This is a genomic window from Bartonella taylorii (assembly GCF_023920105.1).
Taxonomy (GTDB): Bacteria; Pseudomonadota; Alphaproteobacteria; order Rhizobiales; family Rhizobiaceae; genus Bartonella; species Bartonella taylorii.
Genome location: NZ_CP083693.1, coordinates 1,063,631 through 1,081,456 on the forward strand (window position 1 = coordinate 1,063,631; position 17,826 = coordinate 1,081,456).

At 43.6% G+C, this 17,826-nt stretch carries 13 protein-coding genes, 1 tRNA gene and 3 pseudogenes; 1 reads left to right on the plus strand and 16 read right to left on the minus strand.

Going from position 1 to position 17,826, the window contains the following annotated elements; translation table 11 throughout:
• Window positions 1-5: 5 nt before the first annotated feature.
• Complete coding sequence (locus tag LBE40_RS04725; protein WP_004860408.1) at window positions 6-1,802, minus strand: ShlB/FhaC/HecB family hemolysin secretion/activation protein; 1,797 nt, start codon at window positions 1,800-1,802, stop codon at window positions 6-8.
• A 474-nt stretch (window positions 1,803-2,276) separates the two neighbouring features.
• Here LBE40_RS04725 and LBE40_RS04730 point away from each other — a divergent pair.
• A tRNA-Ser gene (locus LBE40_RS04730) sits at window positions 2,277-2,366 on the plus strand.
• 186 nt (window positions 2,367-2,552) lie between these two features.
• Here LBE40_RS04730 and LBE40_RS04735 read toward each other — a convergent pair.
• The 15 genes and pseudogenes from LBE40_RS04735 to LBE40_RS04805 form a co-directional block, all read right to left on the minus strand.
• Window positions 2,553-4,016 (minus strand): replicative DNA helicase, encoded by a 1,464-nt coding sequence (locus tag LBE40_RS04735; protein WP_040297027.1) that lies wholly within the window; start codon window positions 4,014-4,016, stop codon window positions 2,553-2,555.
• On the minus strand, window positions 3,973-4,995 hold the full coding sequence (locus LBE40_RS04740) for a phage late control D family protein (protein ID WP_252615235.1): 1,023 nt from the start codon (window positions 4,993-4,995) through the stop codon (window positions 3,973-3,975). The genes LBE40_RS04735 and LBE40_RS04740 overlap by 44 nt, the downstream gene beginning before the upstream one ends.
• Window positions 4,995-5,249: a tail protein X gene (locus LBE40_RS04745; protein ID WP_004860417.1), complete on the minus strand. Its 255-nt coding sequence runs from the start codon at window positions 5,247-5,249 to the stop codon at window positions 4,995-4,997. Before LBE40_RS04745 ends, LBE40_RS04740 begins: the two co-directional genes overlap by 1 nt.
• Window positions 5,246-5,707, minus strand: coding sequence for a phage tail protein (locus LBE40_RS04750; RefSeq protein WP_004860418.1), 462 nt, complete (start codon window positions 5,705-5,707; stop codon window positions 5,246-5,248). Before LBE40_RS04750 ends, LBE40_RS04745 begins: the two co-directional genes overlap by 4 nt.
• Before the next feature lie 13 nt (window positions 5,708-5,720).
• Window positions 5,721-8,063: a phage tail tape measure protein gene (locus LBE40_RS04755; RefSeq protein WP_252615149.1), complete on the minus strand. Its 2,343-nt coding sequence runs from the start codon at window positions 8,061-8,063 to the stop codon at window positions 5,721-5,723.
• Window positions 8,064-8,212: 149 nt separating this feature from the next.
• A pseudogene (locus LBE40_RS08470) lies at window positions 8,213-8,357 on the minus strand (phage tail protein); the annotation flags it as partial.
• A pseudogene (locus tag LBE40_RS04765) lies at window positions 8,347-8,580 on the minus strand (SMI1/KNR4 family protein); the annotation flags it as partial. The pseudogenes LBE40_RS04765 and LBE40_RS08470, both read right to left, overlap by 11 nt.
• A gap of 52 nt (window positions 8,581-8,632) precedes the next feature.
• The gene (locus LBE40_RS04770; RefSeq protein ID WP_252615150.1) at window positions 8,633-9,214 is read right to left on the minus strand and encodes an SMI1/KNR4 family protein; all 582 of its coding nucleotides are present in this window, start codon (window positions 9,212-9,214) and stop codon (window positions 8,633-8,635) included.
• A gap of 65 nt (window positions 9,215-9,279) precedes the next feature.
• The gene (locus LBE40_RS04775) at window positions 9,280-12,255 is read right to left on the minus strand and encodes a DUF637 domain-containing protein (RefSeq protein ID WP_252615151.1); all 2,976 of its coding nucleotides are present in this window, start codon (window positions 12,253-12,255) and stop codon (window positions 9,280-9,282) included.
• Between the two features lie 113 nt (window positions 12,256-12,368).
• A complete protein-coding gene (locus LBE40_RS04780) occupies window positions 12,369-12,611 on the minus strand; it encodes a hypothetical protein (RefSeq protein ID WP_252615152.1) in 243 nt (80 codons plus the stop codon).
• Window positions 12,612-12,682: 71 nt separating this feature from the next.
• Complete coding sequence (locus tag LBE40_RS04785; RefSeq protein ID WP_252615153.1) at window positions 12,683-13,252, minus strand: SMI1/KNR4 family protein; 570 nt, start codon at window positions 13,250-13,252, stop codon at window positions 12,683-12,685.
• Complete coding sequence (locus LBE40_RS04790; RefSeq protein ID WP_252615154.1) at window positions 13,249-13,722, minus strand: SMI1/KNR4 family protein; 474 nt, start codon at window positions 13,720-13,722, stop codon at window positions 13,249-13,251. The genes LBE40_RS04785 and LBE40_RS04790 overlap by 4 nt, the downstream gene beginning before the upstream one ends.
• 48 nt (window positions 13,723-13,770) lie before the next feature.
• Window positions 13,771-14,367, minus strand: a complete 597-nt coding sequence (locus LBE40_RS04795; protein ID WP_208434769.1) for an SMI1/KNR4 family protein — start codon at window positions 14,365-14,367, stop codon at window positions 13,771-13,773.
• A gap of 64 nt (window positions 14,368-14,431) precedes the next feature.
• Window positions 14,432-17,554: pseudogene (locus LBE40_RS04800) on the minus strand (DUF637 domain-containing protein); the annotation flags it as partial.
• Window positions 17,521-17,763 carry a hypothetical protein gene (locus tag LBE40_RS04805; protein ID WP_252615155.1) on the minus strand — a complete coding sequence of 81 codons (243 nt, stop codon included), beginning with the start codon at window positions 17,761-17,763 and terminating at the stop codon, window positions 17,521-17,523. The pseudogene LBE40_RS04800 and the gene LBE40_RS04805, both read right to left, overlap by 34 nt.
• Window positions 17,764-17,826: the final 63 nt, after the last annotated feature.

Sequence of the window (17,826 nt, forward strand, 5' to 3'; positions counted from 1 at the left end):
TATGCTTAAAGATTCATTGTTAATGTCATTAAAAATGTTCCAGGGTTCTTGTGCTTAACTGTGCTCCACAAAACACTGGAATAGCTTGCATCAAGGGAAACCATCCCCCCCGCAAGCTTGAACCCTGCTGTCCAACCGGCAAGCTGTTCATGCGTAAATCCATACAGGGGCTGCGAAAAAACACGCCCATAGTCCAAACCAATAAAGGGACGCAATTCACCCAAAACTTTTTTCAGAGAAGCGTTGTTGCTCCACGGTAGTGTGCGCAAAGACAAATCATTACGAATAAAAAAACCGTTATTGCCAAAAAGCAAACTCTCGCGCGTTCCACGCACATTAGAAGCGCCCCCCAACGAAATCTGCTCAGCACCCAATAAATTATGCGGAGAATATTGCCCACTCAAAAGATTGCTCAGTATAAAGTCCAAGCGCCCTACCTTAAAAGGCGTCATGGCACTAATCGTACCGGTAAATTTAGCAAATTGCGGCTCCGCATCCCCTGCTCCTGGATCGTGCTTCTTGACAGAATGAAACAAGGGAAGACCTTGCAAATAACTGACATCAAAGGTCCATGTTCCACCCAGCATCTGACGGGAATGCGAAATCCCAAAATTGGCAACGCTATATTGACGACTGCCAACCTCAATCTTATTGCCTAGAAGATAATTGTTGGTCTTTTTATAGGAAAGACCCAAATTCAGCGTGGTAAGTGAAACACTATCGCGATGGAGAACCCGGCTGGTGCTGGCATGCAATTCACTGGAATTGCCTGTCGTTTCTATATCTGTAAAGTTGCCCTTAATAATGCTCTGATAATCATAAAGATAGCCATTTAACGAAAATGTCCAATAACCGTAAGGAATACTCACACTCGCTGAAATATTATTGCTATGCCCTTCTTGCTTACTCCCACCCCAATAATCTCGTCCACTGCGTTGATAGCCAAAGTCCCATAAATCATTGAGCCCTAAAATATTTTCTACCTTTAAACCCGTACTATAACGCGCATAACCCGTGGAGGCTTGCCCCATATTGTCATGCGTAAGCGTAACACTAAATGCCTTATCAGGATGATTGCTAATATTAACAATGGTACTTCCATCTTCACCGCCTGGGAGTAGTTCGCTTTTTGCATGCGCTGAACTCAAACGGTTGATCTGATCAAGCCCCTGTTCAATATCGCGCATGTTAAGAACATGACCTTTAAGCCCTGGAAAAGCACTCCACACAATCTGATTATAACGAGATGCTGGAGAACCATTATAGTAAATATCTGAAAGCTTCCCCTCAACAACAACTAACTTCAGTTCTTTATTGCTTTTGATATCTTGGTCTGGAATATAAAAACGCGCCGTCACATAACCTTGATCCAAATAAACTTTGGTTAATTGTTTTATTAATATCTGTATCTCAGAAAGACCTATACATCTCCCAACATAAGCATCCGTAACTTTTGCTATAGTCCGCTTGTTGATATGATAAACCCCATCAACAGTAATATGGTCAATGTTGAAGCAATATCCACCACCAAGATGCGCCCCTTGATCCCTTTCAGGAGAAGTGTCCATTCCTTTGGGCGTTAAAGCGCGTAAATGCTCAATCCTTTTTAATCTTTGCTGCTCAGTGTGCTCACGGGCAAAATTATCTGTTGGTATTTGTGGATATAAAAATGCCGAAGAACGCGCATAAACAGTGACGCCAGAAAACATGCCAAACAACACTAAAATGGCTAGAAAAATTCTTAAAAGAGAACTTCGGCGTAAAAATACAGAAAACAATACAGATTGCCCCCCACTTTGCATCATTCAAAAAGCATTATTTAAAAATGCTTCATAAATCTCTAACAATACCACTCAAAACCCACGGCCCTATGACGCTTTTAGCAAAAGCGCATACCCCTGTAACCAAAGACAAATGGCACCCAAAAATAACTTGATTGTAATTGTGTGAAGATCTCTCCCCCCATATTTACACCATTAAAGTTGTAACCAAAATTGTTTGGAAAGTCAAGATTGAATGCTACAATTTCATACATGGAGACTTATCTTCATACCTTGATGGCATTGATTATTTCATGAAGCAGTTGTTTTTCATTGCCGTTTGAAAAAGAATTAGCCATCCTAAAATGAAATTGCTGATTTAAGAAGAATTCTCGAATAAACGATGAATTAGGAATTATTTTTGATTGCTTTCAAATAATTTTATTAAAAACGCTTAGAAACACATTTAAATGATTGACCTTTTGCAAGAACTTTGTAAGAAAGCATACTCAGTTTGGAGGGGTGGCCGAGCGGTTTAAGGCACCGGTCTTGAAAACCGGCGTGCAGGAGACTGTACCGTGGGTTCGAATCCCACCCCCTCCGCCACAGCACTTTTGTCGTTGTAGCTTGTTGTATGTATGTATGTTGTAGCTTGTCGGCGGGTTTTGTATATTTTGCCACTAGGTTTTGTACCAATTTATTTTTTTCAAAGGATTTTTAAGGGGTTCTCAAAGGGTCTTCAAAGACCTTTCAAAGGCCATTTAAAGCTCCCTTTAACGCATTTTTCTGCTCCTATTTTTCCAAATCACTAAAGCGTGTAAAATCCGATTGAAATGCCAGTGGGACGATTCCTGTCGGACCATGGCGTTGTTTTGCTATAATAACCTCGGCTTTGCCCTTGGCTTGCTCCATTGCCTCTTGCCATTTGCTATACTCAGCAGTGCCTTCTTTGGGTTCTTCATTTTTGAGATAATATTCCTCACGATAAACGAACAGAACAATGTCGGCATCTTGCTCGATTGAACCAGATTCACGTAAATCGGAGAGTTGTGGACGTTTATCTGTTCTATTTTCAACTTGACGTGAAAGTTGAGAGAGAGCAATGATGGGAATATTGAGTTCTTTTGCAAGTGCTTTTAATCCGGTGGTAATAGCTGTAATTTCTTGAACGCGATTTTCTAATGAACGCTTTGAACCGCTTGTCATGAGTTGGATATAATCAATAATCAAGACATCTAGACCATGTTGTCGTTTGAGACGCCTTGCACGAGCGGACAATTGTGCAAGGGATACACCCCCCGTTTGATCAATATAAAGAGGGATTGTTTGTAAGGAACGCATTGCGTAAATGATGTTGGTAAATTGCTCTTCTGAGATATTACCACGACGCATATCAGAAGAAGAAACCTTTATTTGTTCTGAGATAATACGGGTTGCAAGCTGTTCAGATGACATTTCAAGTGAGAAGAATCCTACTATGCCCCCTTCATTTTCTTGGCTGTTATCATGACGCTTACAAGCATTGGCAATATTAAAAGCAATATTGGTCGCCAGAGAGGTTTTCCCCATCCCAGGGCGCCCCGCTATGATAACCAAATCAGATGGCTGTAACCCCCCCATTTTCTCATCAAGAGTTTTGATATGGGTAGCGATCCCTGAGAGCTTTGAAGAACGCTTTTTTGCAGCGCTTGCCATGTTAAGTGCTTTTGCAATGGCTGTATCAAAGTTTTCAAACCCACCCCCATATTTCCCTTTTTCGGCGAGCTCAAATAACTGATTTTCAATCGTTTCAATTTGTTGGGAAGGTGTAAGTTCTAAAGGCGCATCAAAAGCTGTATTGGCAACTTCATTGCCAAGATTAATCAAAGACCGGCGGATAAAAAGATCGTAAATGACGCGTCCATAATCTTCAGCGTTAATAATAGTAACTGCCTCTGTGGCTAAACGAACAACATACTGGTATGCAGTAATATCTCCAACTTTTTCTTCCATTTGGATATAGGGCTTGATTGTAATGGGGTTTGCAAGACGCCCTTTTTGAATAATTTGTAAGACAATCTCAAAGATCTTTTGATGTAGCCTTTCAAAAAAATGTTCTGCTTTGAGAAAGTCTGAAACGCGATCGAGTGCATCATTATTAATCAGGATTGCTCCAAGTAATGCCTGTTCAGCTTCAATATTATGAGGAAGTTGACGAAAAGAAGAAGCAAAATTATCTCTTGGATTCTCTGTTTTTAGCATGTTTAATGTTCTCATTGCTTTCTTTTCCCTTGTTTGGAGCTTCGAGTGTAATTTTTGTGGTGTATCCGCTTTGTTTCTCATAGCAGTGGGTGACAGTGGAAGCTTTCCATGGACCATTGATTTGCCCACGAAACCCTTGCAATAAAAGAGGTTGGTCGGCCATGATTTCTGGTCGCCCCGCAAGGGTCAAAGAACCACTGCCCACAGCACGACAAAGTCGGTCTGATTCTGAGGCCGCCGCTGCTAGCGCCTCTTCCTTGCTGGTGTAACAAGTCCGCAGACGCCGCACGGGACCGCTAAACCCTGTCTGATGCTTGACTTGGCATTGCTGCCCTTGTGAGCGATCAAAATAAGCAGCTTCAATGGTGCCATATTGCGTGCGTGGCTCTAATGTGAATTCCCAGTTAGAACAGTCGTGCTTATGGATGTCGAGTGCTGGTAAATTGTCACCGCTTAAAAATAAAAACTTATTGTCTTTGATCAAAAAACGTGCCTGCATGCGGTCAGCAAGGCGGGTTAAAAAATCAACAGCTGATTGATCTGTGCGAATCACATAAGGCAAAGTTTGTTGAGTGAACTGGGGACTGATCTTTGCTTGATAGCCATGGCGTTTGGCTAAGGTTTCAACAATCTCCCCAACAGTTTTGTGATCAAAATGCTCACTCGCCTGTTCTTTGAGCTCTTTACGCATCGAGGCACTTTTGCCACAAAGCCGCAAGATCTCTCCATCACTGCTACCTGAACTTACAACCGATTCGACAACAAAACGCCCCATAAAAGCACTGATGCTGTTCTCATAGCCAAAGATCACCTGCAGCGCGTTGCCCGTTTGCGGAACCTCTAAATCATTGCCACTATCATCAAACTCTGCTTCAAATATATCGGCTTCATTCCCGGCATGATCGGTGATGGTTGCGGTTAAAAGACGTTGGTAAAAAACCTCATGAACAGGTTTATCCCCCACCTTGACCACAATAAAAGGGTATGTGCGCATTAATCCCATAGCCGCTTCACCATGCTTCTGGGATTGTTAAGAACAAATTCAGGCAAAGTAACCTTTAAACCCCGTGGTAAAAGCACACCATATTTTGCAATCTCTGGATTGGCTTTCAGTGTAGCTTCTAAATAGCCTTTTAGTGCCCCAACTTGGATGCGGTCCCCTAACACAGCCATGGCATAGTGAAAGCAGATGAGATCGAGACTCATATCCTCTAACTCTACAACAACATGCTTTGCTGGTATCTTCATGGAGTTTGTCTCACTTGAGTTTGTCCCACTTGGTATTGTCCTTGCGGTTTTCCGCCACCAAAAAAGGGCAAAAGATTAATGGAATAGCGGATGCGTTGTGATTGACCAGAGCGACTGATATAGTCGTGGTCTTTATTGACACTGGTGATCACCACGGGTCCATGGAGAAGGACACTATAGGTCGTATCATTGATCCAACGAAGCATCTGGACAGGTTTGGCTCTGCGAATGGTGCTGCTGATAGCGTCAATGGCTATACGATCACCAAATTCTTCTGGAAACAACACACCATGAATGGTTTTGGGATCATTGCCATAGCCAGTAAATTGCAAACTGGGTGCCTTACCAAAACGCTCTAGGCAAACCCATGAAGCGGAAAACTCTTCCTCAAAGGATTGGAAATTCAGCCAGTCCACATAAAATTGATGCGGACCTAACATCATCAAAGGATCTCTCATAGGCTCCCTCCCCTCATTCTGTTCCTCCATGCAGAGCATTGGCACGTGCGCGTTGAATGGCGTGAGCAACCGCACGACCGGTGGCAACAGGATCACGGGCGCCATTGACTTGCACTGTGACATTTTGATTGTGCGTGGTGGTGGAGCGGTCTTTCTCTCTGTGCTCTCCAGAAGAGTGATTGGCATGACCAACCCCCGCAAATTGTGCAATCGGTTGAATGGCTGTTTTACCGCCAAGCCAACTTGGCAAATGGAAGAGATCGGATAAATCAACGCTACCAATCCATTCTCTGATGCGGCTTGGTAAAGATTTAAAAAAATCACTCAACTTTGTGATGGGTGCCATAAAGCCATCAACAATCCAATTGGCCAAGTCTTCTCCCGCTTGTTCCATACCCGCTTTGGCATCCTCAGAGAGCGTTTCGCGGGCAAAAAAGCTTCCTAACCAGCCCCAAAAGTTGGAGAGACTTTGCTTAAAACCCTCCCACACATTGCCAAACCCTTGAGAAACAGCGCCAAGCCCATGTTTGAACTTTTGCCAATGTTCAGAGAAATCAAAAGCAGCGGCGATTATATTTTTCCAACGCGTAATGGTGGTGGTATCAGCACCAAAAAAGCGCATGACGGCTTCAAAGGCACGCCCAAGAGCGTGTGCTATTCCCCGTGCAAAGCCTTTGACAAAAGAAGAGAAACGATCCCAATATTTCCACACAGTAAAACCAGCAGCCACGATCACAGCCACAACAGCAGCAATCAGAGCCCCTATCGGGGTAAAAACAGCACCAACCACAGAAGAAATAGCCGCCCCAGCCACTTCTATCGCTGTCCCTACCAAACCAAAAGTACTCACCAATGCCGCACCTGAAACCGCGATCCCCCGAAACGCAGCCACCAATAAAGTCATTGGTCGCAAAAGTTTGAGTGAACTTGCCCCAAGCCCTGCCATCAATAGTTTCAAGGAACGCCCTGAAGCTGCTAAGCCTCGCCAGCTTGTTTTAAGCTTACCGCTCACACCAACAAGTTTGATCAAAGAGCCTATCAACTGTAGCAAGCCAAGGCGTGTCCCAGCAAAGGCAAAGCGCAACACACGCAGAGCAATGTTAAAAGCCATCAGAGCGGCAATGGTTTTGATGATAGCGCTTGTTAAAGCTGGATGCGCATTGGCCCATGCCATAAGAACATTGGTAAAATTGCCAACACTTTCCATCAAACTGTTGACAGGGGGCAGAAGCACTTCACCAATGGTAATTCCCAAAGCCACGATACGGTTTTGCAAAAGTTCAAATTGCCGTATAGCGCCCGTTGCTTGTTTGTCTGCTTCTTGCTCTACCGAGCCTTTAAAGACTTTTGGGTCTTCAACATATTTTAAAGCTTGCCCTAACAATTCTGGATTGCCAACCAATTTGGCAAAATCACCGGTAAAATCACGACCAGCGATGGCAATCAGCGAGCGCATGCCCTGTTCTGATTTCGCTAAAACATCAAAAAAGCGCACCAAAGTACCAGTGGCATCTTTGTCCAGATCTTGCATAAATTTTTCGCGGGAAAGCCCGATATTGGCAAAAGCATCTTCAATATGCTTGCCCCCCGCCTGTATGCGGGCACTCATCGCATTGAAACCACGCGCTGCACTCTCAGGCACAATACCAGCAGAAATCATTGCCGTACCAAAAGCCGCGGTTTCCCGTGCGGTGAGTTTAAACATGGTTGCTGCACCGGTGGCGCGATTGGTAAAATCAGACACTTCGCTTGCTTTTGCCGCCATGTGGTTAGAGAGATGATTGATGGCATCACCTAAATCTTCAATGCCTGCTTGATTAAGCTTAAAGACATTGCGCAATTTGGCAAAACGCTCCCCAATCTGATCCCCCGTCATATCAAAAGCGACAGCTGCTTTGGCAGCGTAAATGCTAAAAGCTTCTAGATCTTGTTCGCCAATCCCAGCTTGGCTGGCACTGGTCATCAGTTCCAAAACTTCACGCGCCGCTAGCGGAATCTTGGTGGAGGTTTCCAAAGCAAAGCGGCGCAATTCCTTTAAGCGATCAAGGGGGGCATCGAGAACCTTTTCCAAGCCTTTCATGGATTGGTCGAATTGCATGGCTTTATAGAGGGGTGCAATTAAGGTTGCTGTTTGCGCAATGGCACCCACCATGCGTCCACGCGCATGGTTGAAAGCATTTTCCGCATTCTTTGTCGCATCCTCAAGATGCTCAGGGTCAAACCAATTTTTAAAGTGCTTCCTTGTCTTGTTTTGGAAATGCGCAACATCTGAACTAAAGGCTGCAAGATCACGCTTGGCAGAAACTATCCCCTCTTGCAGATGATTAACAAAACGCACAACAAGGGAAACATCCATGATCGTCTCTTATCCTAACTGATGGCTTTCATATTCTAGGTTTTTCAGGCGTGCGAGTTCTTCTCGATAGGCAATCACATCCAGCCAATCCATCTGGTTTATCTCTGAAGGAGACCAGTGATAATAAAGCGCTAGTTCTGCTCCAAATTGTCCGGCAGAGAGGGCACCACGGGCAATCATATCATCAAGAAAGCTGGTCAAAGAGCGGGTAATGGCAATAACATGTTGACCGGTCAGATTCTCATCATTGGCCCAAAGGCGGAAATTGTTAATGATCGTTTTTTCCAATAATGCTAAAGACTTCATCACCACCAATTTCTCCTCCTCCATATTTTTTTAAAAAAACTTTGTAAGAGGATGTGAATTGCAAACCCAAAGCCTTCTCCGCCTTTTCAATCTGTAAATCATCTGTTTCATTCTCTTCATCATCTTCACTACCCAAATTAATAATATCATCATCATATTTATTCACTTTATCAATTAATACTGCAACATCAGCTAAGGTATAGGTTTTCATAGATGATCCTCAAAACTTGCGTTATAAACGCTCCATATTTTCCCTATAAATTTCACCTCTTCCATAGTTTTTTCCAAAAACTCTTGTAAAAAGGGATAGGTTGTGGAATGGGAGCTTTTTCAGTCTTTTCAATAGGTTGGTTACCTTCAGGTATCTCTTCTCCTACGTGTACTTTAATTCTTTTGCAAAGGAATTCATAAAAATTACTTGCGTAATATTCGCAATCACCCAATGCAAGCCGGACATAGAGTGGGCATTCACCATCCCGAAACTGCGTATAATCAAAGTAAAAGGTTTCATCAAAATCAGCATCACAAACGAGAAGCTGTTCTGGCGTCACAAAACCACGTTTTCTATCATTTAAATTTTGGAAAACAATATCACCAGCAGGAATACCTTCCCCACAATCTCCATAAAGGCTATAAATTTCTTCACCACCAATTTCCCCTCCTACATATTTTTTTAAAAAAACTTTATAAGACGATGTGAATTTCAAATCCAAAGCTTTCTCTGCCTTTTCAATCACAAGATCATCAACCGCATTTTTTTCAGTACCAAAATTGATAATATCATCATCATATTTATTCACTTTATCAATTAATACTGCAACATCAGCTAAGGTATAAGCTTTCATCAATTATTCTCCATAAATTATTCTATAAATCTCTGTTTTTTCTCTTTTCAATTAACCGTAGATCATTACTGCCCATACTCCTGTCCCCATCTCTGAAAATCTATACCCATGATACCCCATTTCATATCGATTATTCCTCCTAAGTTACTGTTTACCTCTTCTCTATAGCCTTGAGCACGTTCCTTCCAATATTCCTCTCTCCACTTCTCAAACTTTTTTCTATCTATAAGCGATTGATGTGTTTTTGGATTAGCATGAATCACAGAAGTATATTTATTATGATCTTTACTACCAATTTCTGCTATGGGCCCCTCATGCGTTTGCTTTAGGTGATGCAACTCAACAGGCCTGCCATCAAAACCCATAGGTGCTCTTCCTGTTTTCATTCTCTCAATATTGGTGCCCCACACTTCTTTTTTGTTTTCCATCCAGTTAACCCTTTTATTAGGATCAAATAGGTCGTCTCTCTGATAAACTTTGTTTGTCTGACCAAATTTGCTATCGGTAAATTTAATGGGTTTTTTGTTTAACCAAAGCTTTTTTTCTCCAGAAGCAAAGTTGGTCAGTTCTTTTCTAGCGGCAAGTTTGGCAGGATCTCCTTGAACAGCAAGTTCTAGAAGATTTTTCTTGGAAGCGAATTGGGCAAAATCTCTCCTCGCAATGAACTGGATCAGAGCCTTTTCGCCAAGCTTTACACCTTCCTTGGCTAATCCAGCGCCTCCAACAAACAGCGCTGCGACTTCAGTCAATAATTTTCCGACTTCAACACCAGCATTAAAGGATCCACTAGCGCCCGCTCGCTCATATTCCGCCATCAAGTGATCAATACGCTCTACATAAGATTGCCCAAGGGTAGCAAAAACCTTACCACTGGTGACAAAATCTTTGAGCGCTTTCAAAGTATCTATGGGATGGCTGGCCATTTGCATAAAACCATCAACCGTATCGTATAATTCAGCCGGTACACCAGCTACCAAACCTGCCGCAAAGCTTATATTTTGCCCACCACTAATCACAGACCACTTCGCAGACACTTCTGCTTCACATAAAAGGTCAGGACACTCCTTTAATTCTTTATTCATCTGAGCTTGTTGCGCACTGCTGAGGTAGTTATTCTCTGCGGCATTACCTGCGGCATCGGCACCGGCATTAACATCACCACCAGCAAGGGCAGCGGCAACACCCCCAGCAGCCCGTGCGATATCAATGGTGTGCTCTCTAAAGTCAGCAAACTGCGCATCAATCTTGGCAGTGATGCGGGCTTGTTCTTCCGCCGTTGGGGTGCGACCGTTGAGATCTCCCACTTCCTCGCGTATAATGCCTTGCATCCACAGTTTAAACTGGAGCATAGCTGTGGCTTCGCCCACAGCACCCCCCACAGCACCGGCAGTGCAAGCACCACTCGCAACAGCGCCTTTTAGGCAGCCAAGTCCTGCATGGGCAACGATCTGCGTGACCGTGTCTATTTTACCCTCAGCCTTGGCAGTACCGATTTCTTCCGCCAACGTCTTGCCAGCCGTATCAGACATGGCAATGCGCAGATTGTTAAAAAAGTTCTTGTCAAAAGAGCCGCCCTCAAGAGCCGTTTGAACGCTCGTGCCAATGGCTGCTTTGATCAGGTTCTTTTCTGCTTCACGGGTAATGCGATCGACAAAAGGAGCCGTTTTAGGTAAAGACTGTCCAACACCGGCCATTTCCGTTACTTGGCTGGTTAAGCCCGCCGTTAACATCGAAGAGACAATGCTGAGAACATTCTTGGAAGAACCAAGCTCATGCAATGCTGCGGCAATATCACCGCGATTATTGACAAGAGCTATGGCGCTTTTATTGATCAGCGCTTGCACACCTGCCTGTATCGCCGCATTCATGGCAGTGCTCGAGCCAAGCCCCAATGCACCGGTAATGGCACTGGCTGCACCCGAGGCTGCTCCGCCCGTAACCGCCGTGACAGCCAATGCCACAAGTGCCGCACCAGCTTCTGTCAGACCTTGGGCTTTATAATTCCAGTCTTTAAATTCAGCTTGAACGGCTTGCCAATCAACTTGCTTGGATAATTCTGGATCATCACGCAGTTGTTTAATCCATGACAATCCTGGAGAGTGTGACAATTGCTCAAGAGATTTGTCTAAATCACCGGTTTTCTCATATTCAACAACAATGCCATTGCCCGCATCAATCTTCATGCCACCGCCGGCTTCTATGGTCACATGCTTGATGGTCTCTTTCAAATACCCTTTGTCGCTCTCACTCCACCACACAAGGTTTTCGTTACGCTGATAAGTGTCCTTAAAATCTTGATCCTTGTTGCTAAGAAACTGGATCTTCCCCTTATCTGCCGCAAGATGTATCTCACCATCACTTTTCAAGCCTACTGCACCAAGCGTGAGATCCCCATCCTTCGCATGCGCAGAGAACTTGCCACCTGTTTCCACCGTGGTTTTGTCTGTGGTGATTTGTGTGGATTGTTGACGGAATTTATTTTTTTGCTTCGATTTGTCACCTTCTTTGCCCCTAAGGTCTAAGTCATAGCTGCTAAAGTTTTGCACCGAAGTCATGGTGAGAGAGTTACCACTGGTAAAGTCCGCATCGCCCTTAGCTTTAACCTTAGCCCCATTCACGATGAGAGCACCGTTTGTAACAATGGTAAGATTCTCACCACTGTTTACTTCACTCAAACGATGATCACGGCTTTGAGCATCATAATGCCCTTTTTCCAATGTCTCCTTATGTTCGCTCTCCAGCGCCAATGCGCCAATCATGCCTGTGCCACCGATAATCATCGTCATCGGACCGCCACTGGTGAATGCCCCTCCTTCTGCACCAAGATCTCCAAGGGATTGAATGCTCAAAGCATGATCAGAAAGGATTTGCGCCTTCTGCCCAGCTCTATCAACAAAACCATTTGCATTCTTGTCACGGATTTTAGCGGTGCTATTGATAATCGTATTACCCGTCATGGTGATCACATCACCATGAATAACACCAGAAGAATTGGCTAAAAGACCATCACTGCTCAGATCAGCAGCACCGCTGCCAAGCAAAAACCCACCATCATTGAACAAAGTCTTCGTGGTTTTTATATGGAGTGCATTATCACTAAAGACCGCACCGCTATTGGTCAGACGTTCTGCTGCTAAAGTGATGCCATGGCCTTTTAAATGAGCACTGGCGAGACTGCCTTGGTGGGAAAGCCATTGCCCGCATCAAGCTTCATACCACCGCCGGCTTCTATGGTCACATGCTTGATGGTCTCTTTCAAATACCCTTTGTCGCTCTCACTCCACCACACAAGGTTTTCGTTACGCTGATAAGTGTCCTTAAAATCTTGATCCTTGTTGGTGAGAAACTGGATCTTCCCCTTATCTGCCGCAAGATGTATCTCACCATCACTTTTCAAGCCTACTGCACCAAGCGTGAGATCCTTATTTTTCTAAGTATGGAGAGGTTGTTACTTTCCTCACTATCAATTCACCTCCTCCATAGTTTTTTCCAAAAACTCTTGTAAAAAGGGATAGGTTGCGGAATGGGAGCTTTTTCAGTTTTTTCAATCGGTTGATCACCATCAAGTATCTCTTCTCCCGCGCTTTCTTTAATTCTTTTGCAAAGGAATTCATAAAAATTACCTGCGTAATACTCGGAATCTCCAGATGGAATTCTGATATAGAGTGGGCACTCACCATCCCGAAACTGCGTATAATCAAAGTAAAGTATCTCACCAAAATCATTTTTACTGACGACAAGCTGCTGTGGTTTTGCTAAACCATTTTTTATATCGTTCAAGTTACGGTAAACAATATCATCACTACGTGCAATCTCAAAATTTGTATTATAAACGCTAAATACTTCCTCACCACAAATTTCTCCTCTTCCGTAATTTTTCAAAAAACTCTTGTAAGAAGATGTGAATTGCAGTTCGAGAATTTTCTCAGCCTTTTCAATTAACACATCATTAACAGCATTGTCTGCAGTACCAAAATTGACACTATCGCTATACTTATCAACTAATTGTGCAACATCCGATAAATTGTAAGTTTTCATGAATCTTCACCTGCATGATCCTTAATTTTTTTACAAAGGAATTCATAAAAGTTACTTGCATAATAAAGGGGATCTCCAGATATTACCTCAAAATAGAGTGGACATTCACCATCCTTAAACTGAGTATAATCAAAGTAAAATGTTTCACCAAAATCTGTTCTACTCACAACAAGCTGTTCTGGTTTTGCTAAACCATTTTTTATCTCTGTTAAACGGTTGTAAACAATATCACCACCATAAACAGTTTCAAAATCCACACCATAAATGCTAAATATTTCCTCACAACCAATTTCTCCTCCTCCATAATTTTTCAAAAAATCTTTATAAGAAGTTGTGAACTGTAAGCCGAGACTTTCCTCAGCTTTCTTTATCCATATATCATCAGGCGCATCCTCTGCAGTGCCAAAATCGATAACATCCTGATATTTATCAACTAATTGTGCAACATCATCTAAGGTATAGGTTTTCATAGATGATCCTCAAAACTTGCGTTATAAACGCTCCATATTTCCTCACTATCAATTGCCCCTCTTCCATAGTTTTTGCCAAAAACTCTTGTAAAAAGGGATAGGTTGCGGAATGGGAGCTTTTTCAGTCTTTTCAATAGGTTGGTTACCTTCAGGTATCTCTTCTCCTACGTGTACTTTAATTCTTTTGCAAAGGAATTCATAAAAATTACTTGCGTAATATTCGCAATCACCCAATGCAAGCCGGACATAGAGTGGGCATTCACCATCCCGAAACTGCGTATAATCAAAGTAAAAGGTTTCATCAAAATCAGCATCACAAACGATAAGCTGTTCTGGTGTCGCAAAACCATCTTTTCTATCGAGTAAGTTTCGGTAAACAATATCACCAACAGGAACACCTTCCCCACAATTTCCATAAATGCTAAAAATTTCTTCGCCACCAATTTCTCCTCCTCCATATTTTTTTAAAAAAACTTTGTAAGAGGATGTGAATTGCAAACCCAAAGCTTTCTCCGCCTTTTCAATCTGTAGATCATCTGTTTCATTCTCTTCATCATCTTCACTACCAAAATTGATAATATCATCATCATATTTATTCACTTTATTAATTAATTGAGCAACATCATCTAAGGTATAAGCTTTCATCAATTATTCTCCATAAATTATTCTATAAGTTTCTGTTTTTTCTCTTTTCATCAACCGTAGAGCATTACTGCACATGCTCCTGTCCCCATCTGTCAAAATTTAGACCTATGATACCCCATTTCATATCGATTATTCCTCCTAAGTTACTGTTTTTTTCTTCTCCATGCCCATTGCCGTATTCTTTCCAATATTCCTCTCTCTGCTTCTCAAACTTTTTTCTCTCTATAAGCGATTGATGTGTTTTTGGATTAGCATGAATCACGGAAGTATATTTTTTATGAAATTCATGGCTCATTTCTGCTATGGGTCCATCAGGCGTTTGCTTTAGGTGATGCAACTCAACAGGCCTGCCATCAAAACCCATAGGTGCTCTTCCTGTTTTCATTCTCTCAATATTGGTGCCCCACACGTCTTTTTTGTTTACTTTCCAACTAACAATTTGGTTAGGATCAAACAAATCGTCTCTCCGATAAACTTTGTTTGTCTGACCAAATTTGCTATCGGTAAATTTAATGGGTTTCTTGTTTAACCAAAGCTTTTTTTCTCCAGAAGCAAGGTTGGTCAGTTCTTTTCTAGCGGCAAATTTGGCAGGATCTCCTTGAACAGCAAGTTCTAGAAGATTTTTCTTGGAAGCGAATTGGGCAAAATCTCTCCTCGCAATGAACTGGATCAGAGCCTTTTCGCCAAGCTTTACACCTTCCTTGGCTAATCCAGCGCCTCCAACAAACAGCGCTGCTACTTCAGTCAATAATTTTCCGACTTCAACACCAGCATTAAAGGATCCACTAGCTCCCGCTCGCTCATATTCCGCCATCAAGTGATCAATACGCTCTACATAGGATTGCCCAAGGGTAGCAAAAACCTTACCACTGGTGACAAAATCTTTGAGCGCTTTCAAAGTATCTATGGGATGGCTGGCCATTTGCATAAAGCCATCAACCGTATCGTATAATTCAGCAGGCACACCAGCTACCAAACCTGCCGCAAAGCTTATATTTTGCCCACCACTAATCACAGACCACTTCGCAGACACTTCTGCTTCACATAAAAGGTCAGGACACTCCTTTAATTCTTTATTCATCTGAGCTTGTTGCGCACTGCTGAGGTAGTTATTCTCTGCGGCATTACCTGCGGCATCGGCACCGGCATTAACATCACCACCAGCAAGGGCAGCGGCAACACCCCCAGCAGCCCGTGCGATATCAATGGTGTGCTCTCTAAAGTCAGCAAACTGCGCATCAATCTTGGCAGTGATGCGGGCTTGTTCTTCCGCCGTTGGGGTGCGACCGTTGAGATCTCCCACTTCCTCGCGTATAATGCCTTGCATCCACAGTTTAAACTGGAGCATAGCTGTGGCTTCGCCTACAGCACCCCCCACAGCACCGGCAGTGCAAGCGCCACTCGCAACAGCGCCTTTTAGGCAGCCAAGTCCTGCATGGGCAACGATCTGCGTGACCGTATCTATTTTACCCTCAGCCTTGGCAGTACCGATTTCTTCCGCCAACGTCTTGCCAACCGTATCAGACAAAGCTGTACGCAGATTGTTAAAAAAGTTCTTGTCAAAAGAGCCACCCTCAAGAGCCGTTTGAACGCTCGTGCCAATGGCTGCTTTGATCAGGTTCTTTTCTGCTTCACGGGTAATGCGATCGACAAAAGGAGCCGTTTTAGGCAAAGATTGTCCAACACCGGCCATTTCCGTTACTTGGCTGGTTAAGCCCGCCGTTAACATCGAAGAGACAATGCTGAGAACATTCTTGAAAGAACCAAGCTCATGCAATGCTGCGGCAATATCACCGCGATTATTGACAAGAGCTATGGCGCTTTTATTGATCAGCGCTTGCACACCTGCCTGTATCGCCGCATTCATGGCAGTGCTCGAGCCAAGCCCCAATGCACCGGTAATGGCACTGGCAGCACCCGAGGCTGCTCCGCCCGTAACCGCCGTGACAGCCAATGCCACAAGTGCCGCACCAGCTTCTGTCAGACCTTGGGCTTTATAATTCCAGTCTTTAAATTCAGCTTGAACGGCTTGCCAATCAACTTGCTTGGATAATTCTGGATTATCACGCAGTTGCTTAATCCATGACAATCCTGGAGAGTGTGACAATTGTTCAAGAGATTTGTCTAAATCACCGGTTTTCTCATATTCAACAACAATGCCATTGCCCGCATCAAGCTTCATGCCACCGCCGGCTTCTATCGTCACATGCTTGATGGTCTCTTTCAAATACCCTTTGTCGCTCTCACTCCACCACACAAGGTTTTCGTTACGCTGATAAACATCCTTAAAATCTTGATCCTTGTTGGTGAGAAACTGGATCTTCCCCTTATCTGCCGCAAGATGTATCTCACCATCACTTTTCAAGCCTACTGCACCAAGCGTGAGATCCCCATCCTTCGCATGCGCAGAGAACTTGCCACCTGTTTCCACCGTGGTTTTGTCTGTGGTGATTTGTGTGGATTGTTGACGGAATTTATTTTTTTGCTTCGATTTGTCACCTTCTTTGCCCCTAAGGTCTAAGTCATAGCTGCTAAAGTTTTGCACCGAAGTCATGGTGAGGGAGTCACCACTGGTAAAGTCCGCATCGCCCTTGGCTTTAACCTTAGCCCCATTCACGATAAGAGCACCATTCGTAACAATGGTAAGATTCTCACCACTGTTTACTTCACTCAAACGATGATCACGGCTTTGAGCATCATAATGCCCTTTTTCCAATGTCTCCTTATGTTCGCTCTCCAACGCCAATGCGCCAATCATGCCTGTGCCACCGATAATCATCGTCATCGGACCGCCACTGGTGAATTCCCCTCCTTCTGCACCAAGATCTCCAAGGGATTGAATGCTCAAAGCATGATCAGAAAGGATTTGCGCCTTCTGCCCAGCTCTATCAACAAAACCATTTGCATTCTTGTCACGGATTTTAGCGGTGCTATTGATAATCGTATTACCCGTCATGGTGATCACATCACCATGAATAACACCAGAAGAATTGGCTAAAAGACCATCACTGCTCAGATCAACAGCACCGCTGCCAAGCAAAAACCCACCATCATTGAACAAAGTCTTCGTGGTTTTTATATGGAGTGCATTATCACTAAAGACCGCACCGCTATTGGTCAAACGTTCTGCTGCTAAAGTGATGCCATGGCCTTTTAAATGAGCACTGGCGAGACTGCCTTGGTGGGAAAGCCATTGCCCGCATCAAGCTTCATGCCACCGCCGGCTTCTATGGTCACATGCTTGATGGTCTCTTTCAAATACCCTTTGTCGCTCTCACTCCACCACACAAGGTTTTCGTTACGCTGATAAGTGTCCTTAAAATCTTGATCCTTGTTGCTAAGAAACTGGATCTTCCCCTTATCTGCCGCAAGATGTATCTCGCCACCACTTTTCAAGCCTACTGCACCAAGCGTGAGATCCTTATTTTTGTAAGTATGGAGAGGTTGTTACTTTCCTTA

Coding starts and splice junctions, on each gene's coding strand:
- LBE40_RS04725 (WP_004860408.1), bottom strand. CDS start 1,802: ATGCAAAGTGGGGGGCAATCTGTATTGTTTTCTGTATTTTTACGCCGA.
- LBE40_RS04750 (WP_004860418.1), bottom strand. CDS start 5,707: ATGAGAGATCCTTTGATGATGTTAGGTCCGCATCAATTTTATGTGGAC.
- LBE40_RS04770 (WP_252615150.1), bottom strand. CDS start 9,214: ATGAAAGCTTATACCTTAGCTGATGTTGCAGTATTAATTGATAAAGTG.
- LBE40_RS04735 (WP_040297027.1), bottom strand. CDS start 4,016: ATGAGAACATTAAACATGCTAAAAACAGAGAATCCAAGAGATAATTTT.
- LBE40_RS04755 (WP_252615149.1), bottom strand. CDS start 8,063: ATGGATGTTTCCCTTGTTGTGCGTTTTGTTAATCATCTGCAAGAGGGG.
- LBE40_RS04745 (WP_004860417.1), bottom strand. CDS start 5,249: ATGAAGATACCAGCAAAGCATGTTGTTGTAGAGTTAGAGGATATGAGT.
- LBE40_RS04790 (WP_252615154.1), bottom strand. CDS start 13,722: ATGAAAACCTATACCTTAGATGATGTTGCACAATTAGTTGATAAATAT.
- LBE40_RS04740 (WP_252615235.1), bottom strand. CDS start 4,995: ATGCGCACATACCCTTTTATTGTGGTCAAGGTGGGGGATAAACCTGTT.
- LBE40_RS04795 (WP_208434769.1), bottom strand. CDS start 14,367: ATGAAAGCTTATACCTTAGATGATGTTGCTCAATTAATTAATAAAGTG.
- LBE40_RS04785 (WP_252615153.1), bottom strand. CDS start 13,252: ATGAAAACTTACAATTTATCGGATGTTGCACAATTAGTTGATAAGTAT.